This window comes from Bacillus sp. JJ1532 (assembly GCF_036965085.1).
Classification (GTDB): domain Bacteria; phylum Bacillota; class Bacilli; order Bacillales; family Cytobacillaceae; genus Cytobacillus.
Genome location: NZ_JBALOW010000037.1, coordinates 38,734 through 57,177 on the forward strand (window position 1 = coordinate 38,734; position 18,444 = coordinate 57,177).

Annotated in this window: 19 protein-coding genes; all 19 read right to left on the minus strand. The window is 38.5% G+C overall.

The genetic code is table 11. The features are described from left to right. Positions 1–187: 187 nt before the first annotated feature. The 19 genes from dapA to rimP all read right to left on the minus strand — a co-directional run bounded on the left by dapA (position 188) and on the right by rimP (position 18,258). Positions 188–1,054 (minus strand): 4-hydroxy-tetrahydrodipicolinate synthase, encoded by an 867-nt coding sequence (dapA, locus tag V7122_RS13315; protein ID WP_335353158.1) that lies wholly within the window; start codon positions 1,052–1,054, stop codon positions 188–190. 2 nt (positions 1,055–1,056) lie between these two features. Further along, complete coding sequence (gene dapG, locus V7122_RS13320) at positions 1,057–2,319, minus strand: aspartate kinase (RefSeq protein ID WP_335527150.1); 1,263 nt, start codon at positions 2,317–2,319, stop codon at positions 1,057–1,059. A gap of 150 nt (positions 2,320–2,469) precedes the next feature. Then, positions 2,470–3,519, minus strand: a complete 1,050-nt coding sequence (asd, locus tag V7122_RS13325) for an aspartate-semialdehyde dehydrogenase (RefSeq protein WP_335527152.1) — start codon at positions 3,517–3,519, stop codon at positions 2,470–2,472. Between the two features lie 142 nt (positions 3,520–3,661). Continuing rightward, positions 3,662–4,261, minus strand: a complete 600-nt coding sequence (dpaB, locus tag V7122_RS13330; RefSeq protein WP_335527154.1) for a dipicolinate synthase subunit B — start codon at positions 4,259–4,261, stop codon at positions 3,662–3,664. A gap of 1 nt (position 4,262) precedes the next feature. Then, the gene (dpaA, locus tag V7122_RS13335) at positions 4,263–5,162 is read right to left on the minus strand and encodes a dipicolinic acid synthetase subunit A (protein WP_335346588.1); all 900 of its coding nucleotides are present in this window, start codon (positions 5,160–5,162) and stop codon (positions 4,263–4,265) included. A 254-nt stretch (positions 5,163–5,416) separates the two neighbouring features. After that, positions 5,417–5,671 (minus strand): YlmC/YmxH family sporulation protein, encoded by a 255-nt coding sequence (locus tag V7122_RS13340; RefSeq protein WP_335346587.1) that lies wholly within the window; start codon positions 5,669–5,671, stop codon positions 5,417–5,419. A 115-nt stretch (positions 5,672–5,786) separates the two neighbouring features. Then, entirely contained in the window at positions 5,787–7,022 is a 1,236-nt protein-coding gene (locus V7122_RS13345) for a M16 family metallopeptidase (RefSeq protein WP_335527155.1), read from the minus strand. Positions 7,023–7,061: 39 nt separating this feature from the next. Next, positions 7,062–8,051, minus strand: coding sequence for a polysaccharide deacetylase family protein (locus tag V7122_RS13350; protein ID WP_335527157.1), 990 nt, complete (start codon positions 8,049–8,051; stop codon positions 7,062–7,064). Positions 8,052–8,219: 168 nt separating this feature from the next. Continuing rightward, positions 8,220–10,340: a polyribonucleotide nucleotidyltransferase gene (gene pnp / locus V7122_RS13355; RefSeq protein ID WP_335353162.1), complete on the minus strand. Its 2,121-nt coding sequence runs from the start codon at positions 10,338–10,340 to the stop codon at positions 8,220–8,222. 218 nt (positions 10,341–10,558) lie between these two features. Next, entirely contained in the window at positions 10,559–10,828 is a 270-nt protein-coding gene (rpsO, locus tag V7122_RS13360) for a 30S ribosomal protein S15 (RefSeq protein WP_066288899.1), read from the minus strand. 122 nt (positions 10,829–10,950) lie between these two features. Further along, a complete protein-coding gene (gene ribF, locus V7122_RS13365) occupies positions 10,951–11,898 on the minus strand; it encodes a bifunctional riboflavin kinase/FAD synthetase (RefSeq protein ID WP_335527158.1) in 948 nt (315 codons plus the stop codon). Positions 11,899–11,935: 37 nt separating this feature from the next. Beyond that, positions 11,936–12,856, minus strand: coding sequence for a tRNA pseudouridine(55) synthase TruB (gene truB, locus V7122_RS13370; protein ID WP_335527160.1), 921 nt, complete (start codon positions 12,854–12,856; stop codon positions 11,936–11,938). Positions 12,857–12,924: 68 nt separating this feature from the next. Further along, positions 12,925–13,290, minus strand: a complete 366-nt coding sequence (gene rbfA / locus V7122_RS13375) for a 30S ribosome-binding factor RbfA (protein ID WP_150932364.1) — start codon at positions 13,288–13,290, stop codon at positions 12,925–12,927. Between the two features lie 204 nt (positions 13,291–13,494). After that, positions 13,495–13,776 carry a DUF503 domain-containing protein gene (locus V7122_RS13380; protein ID WP_335348355.1) on the minus strand — a complete coding sequence of 94 codons (282 nt, stop codon included), beginning with the start codon at positions 13,774–13,776 and terminating at the stop codon, positions 13,495–13,497. Further along, on the minus strand, positions 13,773–15,989 hold the full coding sequence (infB, locus tag V7122_RS13385) for a translation initiation factor IF-2 (protein WP_335527162.1): 2,217 nt from the start codon (positions 15,987–15,989) through the stop codon (positions 13,773–13,775). The genes V7122_RS13380 and infB overlap by 4 nt, the downstream gene beginning before the upstream one ends. Positions 15,990–16,008: 19 nt before the next feature. Further along, positions 16,009–16,311 carry a YlxQ family RNA-binding protein gene (locus V7122_RS13390; RefSeq protein ID WP_315668583.1) on the minus strand — a complete coding sequence of 101 codons (303 nt, stop codon included), beginning with the start codon at positions 16,309–16,311 and terminating at the stop codon, positions 16,009–16,011. Next, positions 16,308–16,592 carry an RNase P modulator RnpM gene (gene rnpM / locus V7122_RS13395; protein ID WP_335348356.1) on the minus strand — a complete coding sequence of 95 codons (285 nt, stop codon included), beginning with the start codon at positions 16,590–16,592 and terminating at the stop codon, positions 16,308–16,310. The genes V7122_RS13390 and rnpM overlap by 4 nt, the downstream gene beginning before the upstream one ends. Before the next feature lie 15 nt (positions 16,593–16,607). Then, complete coding sequence (gene nusA, locus V7122_RS13400) at positions 16,608–17,738, minus strand: transcription termination factor NusA (RefSeq protein WP_335353170.1); 1,131 nt, start codon at positions 17,736–17,738, stop codon at positions 16,608–16,610. A gap of 46 nt (positions 17,739–17,784) precedes the next feature. Continuing rightward, positions 17,785–18,258, minus strand: a complete 474-nt coding sequence (rimP, locus tag V7122_RS13405; protein ID WP_335353198.1) for a ribosome maturation factor RimP — start codon at positions 18,256–18,258, stop codon at positions 17,785–17,787. Positions 18,259–18,444: the final 186 nt, after the last annotated feature.

The following is an 18,444-nucleotide window of genomic DNA, read 5'->3' on the forward strand; positions in this document are numbered from 1 at the left end:
CTTCACTTTTGGTCGTGCGATGCATCGCTGCCGAAGCTTTCCTTGTCCTGTCGCATTGTCGACACTAGTACGTCCTGTACTTCGGGGGTAGGCGCTGAAGCTAGACAAGAAGAAAAGCGGAGTGGGCCTTTCTAGTAAAATTAAAAGCCAATCGGCAAAAAACTGATTGGCTTTTAATAGTAAGTTTTTATTGTAGCAAAGCTGATAATTTACTTCTCTCCTGCTCTGTTAGCGGAACTAACGGCAATCTTACCGTGCCGACATCAAGTCCCTTTAATTGAAGCGCTGTTTTTACTGGTACAGGGCTTGGGGCTGCAAAGAGTCCTTCCATGATTGGAAGGAGATGTTGATGAAGCCTTGCAGCTTTCTCTATTTTGCCATTCAGAAACGCTTGAATCATCTCTTGCATTTCATTTCCAATAATGTGGGACGCCACTGAGACTATGCCCTTCCCACCTATTGCCAATACAGGGATTGTCAATCCGTCATCCCCGCTGTATAGTTGAAAGTCCTCAGCTGTTTCTGAAATGATTCGAGCCATTGCATTTAAATTACCGCTTGCTTCCTTTACCGCAAAAATATTGTTTATGTTAGAAAGGCTAATAATGGTTTCAGGTTCAATATTGACAGCTGCTCTGCCTGGAATGTTATATGCCATTACTGGCAGTTTCGTACTTTCGGCAACTGCCTGGAAATGCTGAAAAAGTCCGGCTTGATTTGGTCTATTGTAATAGGGAGCCACAGCCATTATTCCATCTACACCTATTTGCTCAGCTCGTTTCGTTAAGTCAATAGAAGCGTATGTGTTATTGCTGCCAGTTCCCGCAATAACTGGTATTCTTTTGTCGACTGCTTTAACCACATGCTGGAATAACGCTATTTTTTCTTCATTCGTTAAAGTTGGAGATTCACCTGTTGTCCCTGCTACAATAAGAGATTCTGTGCCATTTTGAATTAAATGATTAATTAGCTGAGTAGTCTTAGGGAAATCAATATGTCCCTTTCTATTAAATGGAGTAACCATCGCTGTCGAAACCCGGCCTAACTGAATCATTGCTACACTCCTTTAATCTTCCATAAGTCAATATTCTCAGGAACTGTATAATCCTTTTCAAGCTGGAAAGCATCATGTAAAGCGTTAATTGCCTTAGCTAAATCATGCTGTTTCACAAGAACCCATATAGTAGTATGGCTATCCGCAGATTGTAAAATCCTTATTTCCTGCTCTGACAATGCTGTAACAATTTTCGATGCGACACCCGGCACACCTTGCATTCCGGCTCCAACGACAGATACTTTAGCACAATGCTTCTCGACAAGTGGAGTATGATGTAAATCTTCCAGTATCTGAATGGCTTTCTCTGTCATTTCTTCTGAAACTGTATAGTTGACGCCATTAGGATAAATGTTTATAAAATCAACACTGATTCCTTCATTAGCCATCGCCTTAAAAACCTCAGCTTGCAAATTATACTGATCCTTTTTAGCCTGTACTTTGATTTGTGTAATATTGGGGAGATGGGCAATTCCTGTAACAATTCTTTCTATGAAGTCTATTCCTTGCCGTTCTTTATTAAAAGTTGTCACAAGGGTTCCTAAATTTTCTGTATAGGTAGATCGAATTCGAATGGGGATTTTAGCTTGCATGGCAATTTCAACTGCTCGAGGATGTATGACTTTTGCTCCTTGATAAGCCATATTGCATACTTCTGTGTATGTGACAATAGATAGAGGACGTGCATTTTCAGCGATAGTTGGATCAGCAGTCATAATTCCATCAACATCTGTAAATATGTCAATCCATTCCGCATTTAGAGCTGCTCCTAGAGCTGCGGCAGATGTGTCACTTCCGCCTCTGCCGATCGTTGTGACATCCCCATTTTTTGCAGCACCTTGAAATCCAGCTACTACAACTACATCATGCTCTTCAAGTACTTTAAGAAGTCTATCACATTTCATATCGATAATTTTCGCATTTGTGTGCTCGTGATTAGTTCGAAAACCTGCTTGCGCACCGGTTAAGGCAGTTGCTTTAACACCTTGTTCCAAAAGCATATTTGTAAAAACAATACTAGAAATGATTTCACCACAGGATAATAATAGATCTGTTTCCCTTTTATTTATCAGGGATTTATTTGTCTCTACGAGAGAGAGTAATGTATCAGTCGCATATGGGTCACCCAATCGTCCCATTGCCGATACGACAATAACTACTTTATAACCCTCGTGTCGGGCTTTCTTGATGTGCTTAAATGCATGTGCCCGGCTTTTATCATTGCGAACTGACGTGCCTCCAAATTTTTGCACAATTATTTTCATTGTTACACCTCTATAAAACTCTTCATTGGTTTTTAGATTATGCCATAGGTTTGCAGATAAAGAGGAACGATCATATTTGGAGCTAGAAAATCTCTAGCTCCTTTATTTTTTACGCTCAAATCTTTTTAAAGAAATAAAACGTGAACTTTGTTATTTTACTAAACCAAGTTTTATTAAGCTTTCTGCAATTTGAACTGAGTTCCACGCAGCTCCCTTTAATAGATTGTCAGACACAACCCACATATGGAAACCCTTTGGTTGATCTAAGTCCTTGCGAATACGTCCGACAAACACATCGCTCTTGCCTACACAATCTGCAGGCATTGGATAGATTTGATTGTCCGGATCATCTTGTAAAATAACACCTTGGGCATCTTGAAGAAGCCCTTTAATATCTTGTGAGCTAACCTCTTCTTCATTCACCTCGAAGTAGACTGATTCTGAGTGACCGGTTGCAACTGGTAAACGCACACATGTCGCTGCAACTTGAAGTTCAGGAAGATGCATAATCTTTTTTGTTTCATTTATCATTTTCATTTCTTCAAATGTAAAGCCGTTCTCTGTAAACTTATCAATTTGCGGAATCGCGTTAAAGGCAATTTGATAATGCTTCTTATCACCTTTTACAGGAAGAATGGCAGGCTCAAAGGATTCGCCATTTATGATTGCTTTTGTTTGTTCATGAAGCTCTTCAACTGCAGCTGCACCTGATCCCGAAACAGCCTGGTATGTTGAAACGATAACTTTATTTAAACCGTATTTTTTACGGATTGGTTCTAAAGCTACAACCATTTGAATCGTAGAACAGTTTGGATTTGCAATAAGTCCCTTATGATTGTGAAGGTCGTGTTCATTGACTTCTGGCACTACAAGCGGAACATCTTCATCCATACGGAAAGCACTTGTATTATCAACAACAACTGCGCCATGGGAAACCGCATGAGCCGCCATTTCTTTAGAAACACTACCGCCTGCACTGAATAGTGCAATATCAACTCCTGCAAAGCTATCCGGTGTTGCTTCCTGGACTGTTAGCTCCTCGCCTTTAAAAATCACCTTTTTTCCCGCTGAACGTGCAGATGATAGCAATGTTAACTTTTCGATTGGAAAATTCTTTTTCTCAAGTGTGTCAAGCATTTGCTGACCTACTGCTCCTGTTGCTCCTAAAACTGCTACATGAAAACCTTTTTTCTGTTCCATTTGTTTTTTCCCCTCTCAAAAATACTTACTAACAAAAAAGATTATTACAGAAACTTAATGAATTTTCTTATAATAACATACATTTTAACATATTCATTCTTTAAAGTAATAAACTTTTTGCTAGATAAATTGGGGAAACACTCTAATTCTCGTCCTTATATCTTTCAACAAGTACGGGCTGGAATTGTTCACCGTTAATAGCTGCTTCAATCGTTTCTGATAAAGCTGTCATTCTGGCAACCATTGAATTTGGTTTTTTCACTGGATCATCCTGGCCAAATGGGATGAAATAAATATTTTTCGTTGCCATTAATCTCATTAAATTCACGCCATTTAAGCCAAGTGCATCGTTTGTGGATATTCCTAATACAACAGGCTTCTGATTCCTAAGCGTTGCCTTTGCAGCCATTAAAACAGGTGAATCTGTCATGGCGTTTGCAAATTTACTCATTGAATTGCCTGTTAAGGGGGCAATCACCATACAATCTAAAGGGATTTTTGGACCTAACGGCTCTGCCTTCACAATGGAGTCTATCACTTTATTTCCTGTTAATTCTTCAATTCTCTGTACCCAATCTTCCCCTTTGCCAAACCTTGTTTCAGTGCTTTTTACTGTAAAGGTAACAACAGGCAAAACTTCAGCCCCAGCGTTGACGAGCTTCTCTATTTCCGGGAACACCGCATCGTATGTGCAATGAGATCCTGTCAGACCAAAACCGATACGTTTTCCTTTTAAACTCATATTAAATTTTCCCCTTTCGGTTAATACTGTCTTCTTTTATTAATTGGGAAAGAACCTTCGCTAGTATTTTTCCGGCTGTTTTAGGTGCAACGATTCCAGGAAGTCCAGGTGCGAGCAATGCCTTTACTCCCCTTTTTTCTGCGTACCTAAAGTCTGTCCCTCCTGGTTTAGAAGCAAGATCAATAATGAGAGTGTGAACCGGCATTTTTGCAATAACAGAAGCTGTAACTACTAAATGTGGAATCGTGTTGATGCAAATATCTGCATCCTTTACTTCATTTTCTAAATCCTTTAAATGAAAAGGAACTAAACCCATTTCCGTAATCCTTGCAATATGTTCACTTTTTCTAGCACCCACTTTTACCTTGGCTCCAAGAGAATCAAAGACTCTTGCAACACTCATCCCAACTCTTCCGAGGCCGAGAACGGTAATTTTTGACCCATGAATAGTAATATCTGTATGCTGTATGGCCATCATGATCGTTCCCTCTACTGTGGGAATTGAGTTATAGATAGCTACATCATCTCGTTCAAATAAATTAACGAGTCGTCTATTTGCCTGTTTAGTTACACTGTCTAAATATGAGTTGCTTATCCCTGAATAGATCGTACAATGGGATGGTGTTTCCAATAGCATCTCTTTCCGTAAATACACCTTTTCATTTGAAAATATTGTTTCAATTTGACCATCTAAGCCAGTTCCAGGAACAGGCAATATAACAGCATCTTTATTTGAAAAATCGACTTCATCCATTTTTTCTTTAACAGCCCCAGTAAAGGCATGATCTAATTGTTCGAATCCAATTAATGAAAGCTTGGCATCCAGCTCGGTTAGTCTGCGTATTATTTCCAGCTGCCTAGCATCTCCGCCAATAACAGCAATTTGTATGTCTGTTAGCATGAAACCCTCACCTTCTTCTAAAGAGTGTTACAGGTATTGTGTTAATTCACTACTTCAACATCCTATGTACGAAAGGCTAAATCGGTGAGTTTTCCATGTAAAGATAAGGCTTGAAATATGAGTTTGGGAAGGTTTCGAATGAGAGAAAAAGTATGTGGGCTCTGGGTTTTAGCCTAACTTTTATTTTTGAAAAGAATTTTTTCAAAAAAAAATAGACTGGCTTCTGCCAATCTAAATAATCCCTTAAAAATTTTCTATTCGTTTGCTTCTTCCTCATTCGGCATATCTAAAATAATCATATCGGTTCCAATCTTTTTAATGTGGCTCCAAGGTACACGAATCTCATCTCCTTGCCTTTTGAGTCCAAACCATTTCAAAGATGGAATGACTAATGCCTGGATTTGTCCACTTTTTTCGTTTATTTCAAGATCTGTTTGCCCAAGAACCCCTAATCTTTCTGCCTTTTTTACGTCAACGATTTCTTTTCCGCTCAGCTCACTAAGTCTCATGCCCTTCCCCCCTCTCTATACAATTTATCGATATTCATAATGATTTAGACTACAAATCAATTTGCTTCCATAAACAAAAAAACAGTCTGCTAATTAAACAGACTGTTATGAGTAGTTATAGACTTTTTGGCAACTCGCCATTAGGACTAATCAAGGCAATGGCGTATTTATCAGTGAATATGGAATTTGCCATTTCATCCACACCTTGTTTAGAAACAGCATCAATTTGTTCAAGGATTTCATCTAATGATCGATGACGCTTCAGTAAAAGTTCATTTTTCCCATTTCGGCTCATTCGGCTATTGGTGCTCTCTAAGCTGAGCATCAGACTTCCTTTTAACTGTTCCTTGCTATTATTTAGTTCCTTTTCGGTAATTCCGTCTTGTTTAAGCTTGCTTAATGTTTCTTGCATCGTTTCAAATAAGACATCCAATTGCTTAGCACCAGTTCCACCATAGAGTGTAACAATCCCTGCGTCTTGGTAGGCTGAGTGATAAGAAAAGACTGAATAAGCAAGTCCTTTTTGTTCCCTAACATCCTGGAATAACCTGCTGCTCATGCTGCCGCCAAGTATATTATTGAGAACAATTAAATTGTACATTTCTGGATGACCTACCTGCAGTCCTTCAAAACCAATACATAAATGTGCCTGCTCTGTATCTTTTTTCCGAACAACCTTATTTGAATGGAATTCAAGGCCCTGCTTCACTTTTTCATGCTTTCCGCCTTCATAGGATCCGAAATATTTTTCAACTTCCCGAATAAAAGAATCAGAAATATTGCCGGCAATAGAAATGACCACTTCTTCAGGAGTATACATGTTGTGGACATATTCTCTTAATGTATCACCGTTAAAGGTGGCAAGCGTTTCCTCTGTCCCTAATATCGGATAGCCAAGTGGATGATTTTCATAAATGGCTTTACTAAGCAAGTCATGAACGATATCATCAGGCGTATCCTCATACATCTTTATTTCTTCATATACAACATTTTTCTCTTTATTCAGCTCTTCTTCCACAAATGTAGAGTTAAAGAACATATCAGCTAAAACCTCAAGTGCAAAATCTGCATGAGTATCGAGAACCTTTGCATAGTAGCACGTATATTCTTTTGAAGTAAAAGCATTCACCTGCCCGCCAATACTGTCAAATGATTCAGCGATCTCACGTGCGGATCTTGTTTTTGTCCCCTTAAAAAACATATGCTCTAGAAAATGAGAAATCCCGTTATTCTCTAGGTTTTCATCTCTAGATCCAGTTCCAATCCAAACACCGATGGCAACGGAACGAACGTGTGGAATATTTTCTAATACGATTCTTACACCATTTTGGCATGTGTACTTTTTAATCAAATAAGTTCCTCCTGTTCCTTTAACAGAGATGCATTAATTTTAGTTGTTATTTTCCTTACTATTAACTTTTCCAAAAATAAGATTATCAGCCGTTCGATCAGAACTCAAAAGCTCGGAAACGGTTCCAATTTGAAAGTCCTGCTTCTTCAGCTGAATAATTAACTGATCTAGCGACCTTTCTGTTGGGCTTGTAGGGTGCATTAAGATGATCGCCCCATTATGAACCTTACCCATTACACGATTTAGCAGTTCCTCTTTGGATGGCTTTTTCAAATCAACTGTATCAACCGACCATAAGACCGTTCTTAAGCTTTCCTGTAAGGCAATTTGTATTGTGTCTTCACGAAAGCTTCCGCTTGGCGGACTAAACCATTGTACAGGCTTATCTGTGATTGCCATAATGACTTCATTCGTTTTTTGAATTTCTTCCCTAATTTTACTCTTTGGTATTTTTGCCATATTAGGTTGAGAATATGAATGGTTGCCAATTTCATGTCCTGCTTCTTCTATCATTTTTGCCAATTCAGGATTATTTTGGGCCCATTTTCCTTCTAAGAAAAAACTTACCGAAACGTTATGCTCCTTTAGCGTTGCTAGCATATCCGTTAAATACTCATTTCCCCATGCCACATTTATGATAAAACTAACCATCTGTTTCTCTGGATGCCCTTTATATGTTGGAGACGGCGGCAAATCCTTTAATTGAACTTTAGGCAGAATTTGTTTGAAAACAAGCTTTTCATCCTTAAATTCGCCATCTGCTTTCATTTTTTTATAGGAAGCACCTATATCAACTTGTAATCCATTTAATCCGGGAATCGCCTTCCAAACTCGATCAATCTTCGCATCCTGCGGGGGAATATAATAGTCTGTTGCTCTTGCAGTAATTTCGTTATATAAAGGATCCTTTTGTTTTGATACAGAAATAGAATCAGCTTTTAGCCCCAAAACGTATTGGTTCGATAACGGATTATTAACAAAAAGATATGCAACAATAAAAATAATGCATAAATGAATCACCTTTTTCATTCTCCTTGCCTCCTTCCATAAACCATATGTTTTAAGAGGACAAGGTAGAACGAGCTGCATTTTCTAACGAAAGGTTAATTTTTAACAAAAGGTATGTATATGGAAAGAGTCAGGGGGGCCATCCCATCCTGACTCTTTCATTAATAATAAATCACGCTTTGAAACTAATTATTTTTGTGCTTGTTCTTTCTGCTCGCGCTGCTCACGGAGGACTGCTTTACGTGATAAATTAACACGGCCTTGTTTATCAATTTCGGTTACTTTTACTAATAATTCGTCCCCAATTGATACGACATCCTCAACTTTGCCAACACGCTCTTCAGCAAGCTCTGAAATGTGTACAAGCCCATCTTTTCCGTTAAATATTTCAACAAATGCTCCGAATTTTTCAATTCGCTTTACTTTACCAAGATACATTTGTCCAACTTCAACTTCACGGACAATGTCCTCAATAATTTTCTTCGCTTTTTGGTTCATTTCTTCATTAGTTGAAGAAATAAATACTGTACCATCTTGCTCGATATCAATTTTTACACCAGTTTCTTCAATAATCTTATTGATTTGCTTTCCGCTCGGTCCAATAACGTCACGAATCTTATCTGGGTTAATGTGCATCGTCAAGATCTTAGGAGCGTATTTAGATAGCTCATTTCTTGGCTGGGCAATTGTACTTAGCATAGAGTCTAGAATTTGCATGCGGCCTATTTTCGCCTGCTGAAGGGCCTCTTCTAATATTTCACGGGAAAGACCTTCAATTTTAATATCCATTTGTAATGCTGTTACCCCTTTAGCTGTACCAGCAACCTTAAAGTCCATATCTCCTAAATGGTCTTCCATACCTTGGATATCCGTTAATATAGAGTAATGCTCTCCAGACTTGATAAGACCCATTGCGATCCCCGCAACAGGAGCCTTAATTGGAACACCAGCGTCCATCATAGCAAGGGTACTTGCGCAAATACTTGCCTGTGATGTAGATCCATTAGATTCCAAAACTTCAGAAACTAAACGGACTGTATACGGAAAATCTTTTTCTGATGGAATAACAGGCTCTAATGCACGCTCTCCTAGTGCACCGTGCCCAATCTCACGACGGCCTGGCCCTCTCATCGGACCCGTTTCTCCAACGCTGAAATTAGGAAAGTTGTAATGGTGCATAAAACGCTTTTCTTCCTCGATTCCGAGGCCATCAAGAATTTGGACATCACCTAGTGCACCTAATGTACAAACGCTTAAAGCTTGAGTTTGGCCACGAGTAAATAGTCCGGAACCATGTGTTCTAGCAAAAATACCAATTTCCGAGGACAATGGTCGAATGATATCCAAGCCACGCCCATCTGGACGGACCTTATCTTCTGTAATAAGTCTTCGTACTTCGCCTTTTACAATTTTATCAAGAATTTGTTTTACTTGTTTAAGGTCTTCTTCCGTTGTCTCTTCTTCTTCAAATTTTGCAAGTACCGCATTTTTAACAGCTTTAATAGCATCCTCACGTGCATGCTTTTCTTGAACTTGAATAGCAGCGATCATGTCTTGCTCGCAAATCGAACGTACCTTAGCTTCTAATTCTTGATCAAGTTCAAATAAAACTATTTCAAGTTTTTCTTTACCGATTTCAGCTACAATTTCTTCCTGAAACGCAATTAATCGCTTTATTTCTTCATGTCCAAACATAATCGCTTCTAGCATGATTTCTTCAGGGACTTCAAGAGCACCTGCTTCAACCATATTAATAGCATCCTTTGTACCAGCGACAACTAAATGGATATCACTTTTATCAGCCTGATCAACTGTAGGATTAATAATGAACTCACCATTAATACGACCAACACTTACTCCAGCAATTGGTCCTCCAAAAGGAATATCTGATACACTTAGTGCTAATGAAGAACCAAACATGGCCGCCATTTCTGAAGAACAATCTTGATCAACACTCATTACCATACTGACTACTTGTACTTCATTACGAAAACCATCAGCAAATAATGGGCGAATTGGTCTATCAATTAAGCGGCTGGCCAAAATAGCTTTTTCACTTGGACGGCCTTCTCTTTTAATAAATCCTCCAGGTATTTTCCCAACAGCATATAATCTTTCTTCATAATTGACTGTCAATGGAAAGAAATCTAAATTTTTCGGCTCCTTTGATGCCGTTGCCGTACTTAATACAGCTGTGTCTCCATAGCGAACTAACACTGCGCCATTTGCTTGTTTGGCTAACTGTCCAATTTCAACAGTTAATTTGCGGCCAGCCCAATCTATAGAATAAATATGTTTATCTTGTCCCATATTTTGTAACCCCTCTCTACCTTTTCACAATGGAGGTTTAGCGAATTGAATTGGAAACCTAAACCTAAACATTATCGAACAAAAATGCTACTAAAGTATAAAATCTGTGTATGTATAGTATGTACAAATTTATTACAAGTTAAAATGACTCTTTTATGTATGTAAACATGTGTTCTTTTTAAGCTAATAAAAAAGCGGGAAAACTCCCGCTTTTCTTATTATCGACGTAAACCTAATTTGTTAATTAACTCACGGTAACGTTGAACATCTTTGTTACGCAGGTAAGTTAACAGGTTACGACGTTTACCTACCATTTTCAAAAGACCGCGACGTGAGTGGTGGTCTTTCTTATGAGTACGTAAATGATCGTTCAGTTTGTTAATTTCCTCAGTAAGGACAGCGATTTGAACCTCTGGAGATCCAGTATCATTCTCATGAGTTTTATACTCATTGATTAGTTCATTTTTACGTTCTTTAGTGATTGCCATCCGTTTCACCTCCTAAATAGTAAATCCCCTGTTACCGAGCAAGCGTCGGTGACTCGACTTGCCAAGCAAAGGTTCTTTTGATACGTTAATAAGAATACAACTTTTTATGACAAAATGCAAGGCTAAACATTGTTTTTTTCAAAGTAAGTAAGCGCCGCCCTTTTGTCCTTTTCGATTTGAGCAACAAGTTCTTCTATGCCATTGAATTTTTGTTCTTTTCGTAAATGCAAGTGCCACTCAACTTTTACTTCTTGTCCGTATATTTCTTGATTATAATCAAAAATATGAACCTCTATAGATGGCTTTTTCGACATTTCTTTATTAAAAGTTGGCTTATAGCCGACATTGCATACTCCTTCATGCCATTTTCCATTGGTGTTAATTCGGACGCAATAAACTCCGGTAGGGGGAAGAATATAATCGTCTTTCAATTCAATATTCGCCGTAGGGAATCCAATTGTTCTTCCTCTTTTATCTCCATGAATAACGATGCCATTAGTAGAATAATACCTGCCTAGTATAGGTGAAATATCTTCCATTCTGCCTTCACGAATCATTGAACGAATTAAGGTTGAGCTAATTTTCTCATTATTAGATGCTAATTTTGGAACGACTGTAAAGGCGAACTTTTCTCTTGAATGAAATGGCAATGTTTCCATCGTTCCTTTACCCATACTGCCATATGTATAATCAAAGCCCGCGATCACATGTTTTACATTTAGATCTATTAAATATTGATCTACAAATTCTTGGGGTAATAGACTCGCAAATTCCCTTGAAAAGTTGACAATAAATAAATAATCAATCCCTAATTTAGCCATCAACTCGATTTTTTCTCTCAGTGGAGTAATATATTCTACATGTTTAACACTTTTTCCTAATACAACAGAGGGATGAGGATCAAAGGTCATGACCGCACTTTTGAAGCCGCTCTCCTCCGCGATAGTCTTTGCTTTCTTGATAACCTTCTGATGTCCAAGATGAACGCCGTCAAAATAGCCTAAGGCTATGGATAATGGCGGAAGTTCCCTCTTAACAAATTGCGGATGATTAATTGAAATTATTTCCATGCGGTTCACCTTTTTTCAAATTCAAAGCCCAAAGTTCTCACAGCATATCATTTCGAATGACCTTTACAGGCTTCATTAACCCTTGCTTTTGCTGATGATGCTCGTAAATGGCCAAAGCAATGCCATTTTCAGTTTCAACAACAATTGGACCTTTTGCTTCAGATAAATGACTTGGTATGGGTAAAACTGCTCCATTTTTTACTTTCTTTGCTACTGTATCATTTATCGTATATTTGGGCAAATGAGAAAGCCCAGATTCAAGCGGTTTTATTTTCGGTAAAAGGGTGCCTTCTTGAACGAAGGATTCTAATTCTTCTAATGTTAAGCAGTCTTGTAAGGAGAATGCGGCAGATTGAATTCTAACTAGCTCAGACATATGAGCAGGATAACCAAGTTTTTCTCCAATCATAACAGCTAACGTCCGTATATAAGTTCCCTTTCCACAAGATACCCGGAAGCGGAATTGAATTACTTCCCCACTGAAAATATCGCGGTCATCTAGAAGTTCGATTGAGTAGATTTTTACCCTTCTAGTTGGCCTTTCAATTGAAATCCCTTGTCTTGCGTATTCATAAAGCCGTTTTCCATTTACCTTCACAGCAGAATACATCGGAGGGGTTTGCGTTATTTCACCAGTTAAGCTTTCCAAAACAGATAAAATTTCTTTTCTTGAAAATGAATTTGTTACTTTCCTAACTTCAACGGTTTCTCCTGAGGCATCCTCAGTTGTGGTGGAATACCCAATCGTTACTTCCCCTTCATATGCTTTTCCGGCATCTGTAATATATTCAGCCACTTTTGTCGCTCTCCCTAAGCAAATAGGGAGTACTCCCGTCACATCAGGGTCTAGAGTTCCGGTATGACCGATTCTTTTCATTTTTAAAATTTTACGCAGCTTAAATACACAATCATGTGAGGTGATCCCCTTAGGCTTAAATAGCGGCAATATTCCTTCCAAAAGTGATCCTCCTTTCTAAATTCGAAAAAAATGGATAGACAAATGTCTATCCACATCCATTTCTATCATTAATCTTCTTTTTCCTTGGAACGATCCTCATCATGAATTTGATGGAGTAATGTTTCAATCCGATTACCATAATCAATTGATTCATCAAATTCAAAGAAAATTTCTGGAGTTTTACGCAAGCGGATACGCTGCCCAATCTCCGAACGGATAAATCCTTTTGCTTTTGCAAGGCCTTTAAGCGTATTTTCCCTTTGTTCCTCATCGCCAAGAACAGAAATAAATACGGTTGCTTGCTGAAGATCTCCGGTTACTTGGACATCGGTTACCGTAACAAAGCCGACACGCGGATCTTTAATTTTACGGCCGATAATTTCGCCAAGCTCCTTCTTCATTTGTTCTCCAACTTTATTTGCTCGAAGGCTCATAATTTATTCACCTCTAATCAAATCCTCCTTGGCGGATTTGCGCCCAGATTTTTATCGGGCAGTGCCCGATAAATTCCTTAAAAAAATCTGAGGCATCCGCCGGAGGCTTAACTTTATTCAGAAAGTATTGAACCCCTTCTGAATAGTTTCCCAATCTGCATTCATCGCCCACCAATAGAAGTGGAAAATAAATACTGAATAAAGTTAAATCCACTCGACATCAGTAATTGTTCGTTCAATTTCAGGAAACGAATCAATTAATTTAAGGGCATTTTGTAATTCTTGCTCCGTTGAAACTCGAGAGGATGATACGGCAACAATGGCTATTTTTGTCCGCTGCCATACATCTTGATAATCGACCTCTGAGACAGATACATTATATTTTTGTTTCAAACGGGTAAGAATTCTTTGCAATACAGCTCGTTTTTCTTTTAATGAATGTGAATCATAAATGATACATTCACAAGCTGCTAGCCCAATGATCATTTTCGCTCAATTTCCTGCATAACGAAGGCTTCAATGACATCGCCTTCTTTAACATCGTTAAAGTTTCTAATCGTAATCCCACATTCATATCCTTGGCTAACCTCTTTAGCATCATCTTTGAAGCGCTTAAGTGCATCTACTTCCCCTTCAAAAATAACAATGCCATCACGGATTAAACGTACTCCACTATCTCGAGTAATTTTTCCATCGGTTACATAGGAACCTGCAATTGTTCCAACCTTTGATACTTTAAAAGTTTGGCGAACTTCTGCCTGGCCAATAATTTTTTCTTCAAATTCTGGATCAAGCATCCCTTTCATAGCCAATTCGATTTCTTCAATTACTTTGTAAATAACTCGATGCAGGCGAATATCTACACCTTCAGCTTCCGCAGCACGCTTAGCGTTATTATCAGGGCGTACATTAAATCCGACAACAAATGCATTAAATGCTGCAGCAAGAGTAATATCTGATTCATTAATAGCTCCTGCTCCAGTGTGAAGTATACGAACATTTACACCTTCAACATCAATCTTTTGCAAGGCTGTTGTAAGTGCTTCTGCAGTACCTTGAACATCTGCCTTAACAACAACATTTAATTCCTTCATTTCGCCTTGTTTCATATGTTCAAACAAGTTATCCAAGCTAATTTTTGTCTTTTCACTTCGCTGTGCTTGAAGGGCTTGCTGAGCACGAGACTCTCCAATTTGGCGAGCTGTCTTCTCATCAGCAAGTACAGCAAAGCGATCCCCAGCTTGAGGTACATCATTCAGACCTGTAATTTCTACTGGTGTTGATGGTCCAGCATGTTTAACACGGCGGCCAAGATCATTGACCATTGCACGGACACGGCCAAAAGTATTTCCAACAACGATCGGATCGCCTACTTTTAGAGTACCGTTTTGAACGAGCAGAGTTGCGACTGATCCGCGGCCTTTATCTAATTGAGCCTCGATTACAGTTCCTACAGCACTGCGATTAGCAGTAGCCTTAAATTCTTCTACTTCGCTTACAAGAAGGATCATTTCAAGAAGATTGTCAATTCCTTCTCCTTTTAGGGCAGAAATAGGAACAAATATAGTATCCCCACCCCAAGCCTCTGGTACTAAGCCATATTCAGTTAACTCCTGCATAACGCGGTCTGGATTGGCAGATTCCTTATCCATTTTATTAACAGCTACAATTATTGGTACTTCTGCGGCTTTCGCATGGTTGATTGCTTCAATGGTTTGAGGCATAACACCATCATCAGCTGCAACAACAAGAATGGTAATATCGGTAATTTTTGCTCCACGGGCACGCATTGTTGTAAAAGCAGCATGTCCTGGAGTATCTAAAAACGTAATCTTTTTGCCATTTTCTTCAACTTGATAAGCTCCGATATGCTGAGTAATTCCACCGGCTTCTCCCGCTGTAACTTTTGTATTTCTAATAGAATCCAAAGTCGTTGTTTTACCGTGGTCAACGTGCCCCATAATCGTAACAACAGCCGGACGCTCTACAAGCTCTGCATCTTCTTCATCTGTGAAATAAACCTCTAAATCAGTCACATCGATATGAACTTCTTCTTCGACTTCGACTCCGTAATCAGTAGCAATTAATTCAATAGCATCTTTATCTAGTGCTTGATTAATTGTAGCCATAACACCAAGCATAAATAATTTTTTAATGATTTCTGAAGGTTCACGATGAAGCTTTTTTGCAAGCTCAGCAACAGTTAATGAATCACTAAAAGTAATTTTTGCTGGAAGTTCCTTTACTTTTTTAGGAGCAGGAGGGACTTGTACTTGATGGTTGCTTTTCCCTTTATTATTGTTTTTATTTCTATTTTGATTGTTATTGTTATTATTTTTATTCTTGTTCTTGTTAAAAGGCTTATTGTCTTTTTGATTATTCTCGCTGTTTGGCTTTCTAACTTCAGTTTGTTTTTGCATAGGTTTATTTTTACCTTTGTTTACTTCCGACTGCTCATTACGATTAGCAGCCGGAGCTTTTGGTTTAGTCTGAACTGGATTTGTCTTTTGCTGATTTTGCTTTTCTGGCTGTTTGTCTTCCTTCTTACCGTATATTCCGTCCAATTTTTGTACGGCAGAAGCTTCAATTGTTGTCATATGGTTTGAGACCTCGATATTCATGTCTTTTAATTTTGTAATCACGTCTTTACTTGATACGTTTTGCTTTTTTGCATATTCGTAAACGCGCATTTTACTCATACTTTCACCCCCGCTGGAATTAATCGAGCAACGACTTCAGTTTTTTTGCAAATCCATCATCAAGCACTGCCACAACAACCCGAGCATCTTTTCCAATAGCCTGACCAAGGATTTCCCGGTTTTCGACAAGCCTATATGGAATTTGATAGGATTTACATTTGTCAGTTACTTTTTTTGTCGTGTTAACAGAAGCGTCCGCAGATAGCAATATGAGCTTCGCTTTACCGTTTCTTATTTCTTTGATAGTAAGCTCTTCACCCGAAGTAATTTTCCGTGCCCGATTCGCTAAGCCAAGCAATGACATCCATTGATTTGCATTCATTTGGATAGTCGTTTCTCCTTCTCTATGAGCTCTAATAGCTCTTCATATATAGAATCATCTATTGAAACATCTAAATGGCTTGCTAAAACATTTTTCTTTTTTGCAAGTTTTACTGCCTCTTCTTCTTTAGAAAGGTAGGCGCCGCGACCGGATTTTTTTCCAGTCGGATCAACTGATACTTCCCCTTCTTTAGAGCGAACGATGCGAACGAGTTCTTTTTTCGGTCTCATTTCACCGGTTGCGACACATTTACGCAGAGGAACTTTTTTACGGTTGTTCACATTCATTCACCCCTATTAATCCATATCTTCCTGAAAATCAAAATTTTCATCGTCTTCAAGCTCAGTGCTATCATATGTCAAAAGTGTTTCTTCTCTTGGGTACATGCCTGTTTCTCGTGCTTCAGACTCAGATTTAATATCAATTTTCCATCCTGTCAGCTTTGCAGCCAGTCTCGCGTTTTGCCCGCGTTTTCCAATTGCGAGTGACAGCTGATAGTCTGGAACTATAACGGTTGTAGCTTTATCATTTTCATTTACGATGACATCAAGTACTTTAGATGGACTTAACGCATTAGCAACGAAAACAATCGGATCAGCTGACCACTTTACAATATCAATCTTTTCACCTTTTAACTCATTCACGACCGCTTGAACACGGGTGCCTTTTGGTCCTACACAAGAACCAACAGGATCGACTTCCTCGTTATCAGAATGAACGGAAATTTTCGAACGGTCTCCCGCTTCCCTGGCTACAGACTTAATTTCAACTGTTCCATCGTAAATTTCTGGAACTTCTATTTCAAACAATCTTTTCAAAAGACCTGGATGAGTTCTGGAAACAAAAATTTGTGGTCCTTTTGTAGTCTTTTCAACCTTTGTTATGAAAACCTTTATTCTGTCATGAGGTTTATACTGCTCGTTCGGCATTTGCTCATTTGTTGGAAGAATCGCTTCGATCTTTCCAAGACTGACATAAATAAATTTGGAATCCTGACGCTGCACAATCCCTGTCATAATATCTTCTTCACGGTCAATAAATTCAGAGTAAATAATTCCTCTTTCCGCTTCACGAACACGCTGCGTAACAACCTGCTTTGCTGTTTGCGCCGCAATTCGGCCGAAGTCCTTAGGAGTAACCTCTAGCTCCACAATATCTTCCACTTGATAATTAGGATTCATTCTTTGTGCATCTTCAACGGAAATTTCTAGTCTTGGGTCAAAAACCTCTTCAACTACTTCTTTTCGAGCAAAAACTCTCATCGTTCCGTTTCCAAGATTTAAATCAATCCGAACATTTTGTGCTTGATTGAAGTTTCTGCGATATGCAGATACTAGCGCTGCTTCAATTGCATCAATAATGACATCACGTGAAATGCCTTTTTCTTTTTCAAGTAATGTGAGAGCATCCAACAATTCGCTGCTCATGAGACTTCTTCCCCCTTTAATAGAAAAGCGCAAGCGCTAATTGACTTTATGAAAAAACAACAGCTAAGCGTGCATTCGCTACTTTTTCATACGGAATATCAATACTTTTCTTTCTTGTTTTAATTTTGATTTCGACTGTTACTATGTGACCATCAAAATGAGTCAAAATTCCTTCGAACGTTTTATCACCATCAATTGGCTCATATGTTTTAATAAAAACATTTTTGCCAACTGCTTTTTGAAAGTCCTTTTCATTTTTAAGAGGGCGCTCAGCTCCAGGTGATGAAACCTCTAAGAAATAGTTATAGGGAATAGGATCGATCTCATCAAGCTTTTCACTTAATTTTTCACTGACTAACCCGCATTCCTCAATATCGACACCATTTTCCTTATCAATAAATACGCGGAGGAACCAATCTCTTCCTTCCTTAACGTATTCAATTTCAACTAATTCTAAATTAAGCTCATCTAAAATGGGTGTGACTAATTGTCCAACCGTATCAGTCACCTTGCTCATAATATCCCTCCTTTACACGATTCATTGCTTCAAGTGAAATTCGATTCAAATGGATAAATGTGTTAACTAAAAATAACGTATACAACACGAAAGAGTGGGTTGCCCCACTCTTCTTTAACGAGAGTTATTAATAGTATTTCCATAAAAACTATACCATAACCAAATTTTTAATGCAAATGGAATAGCTAC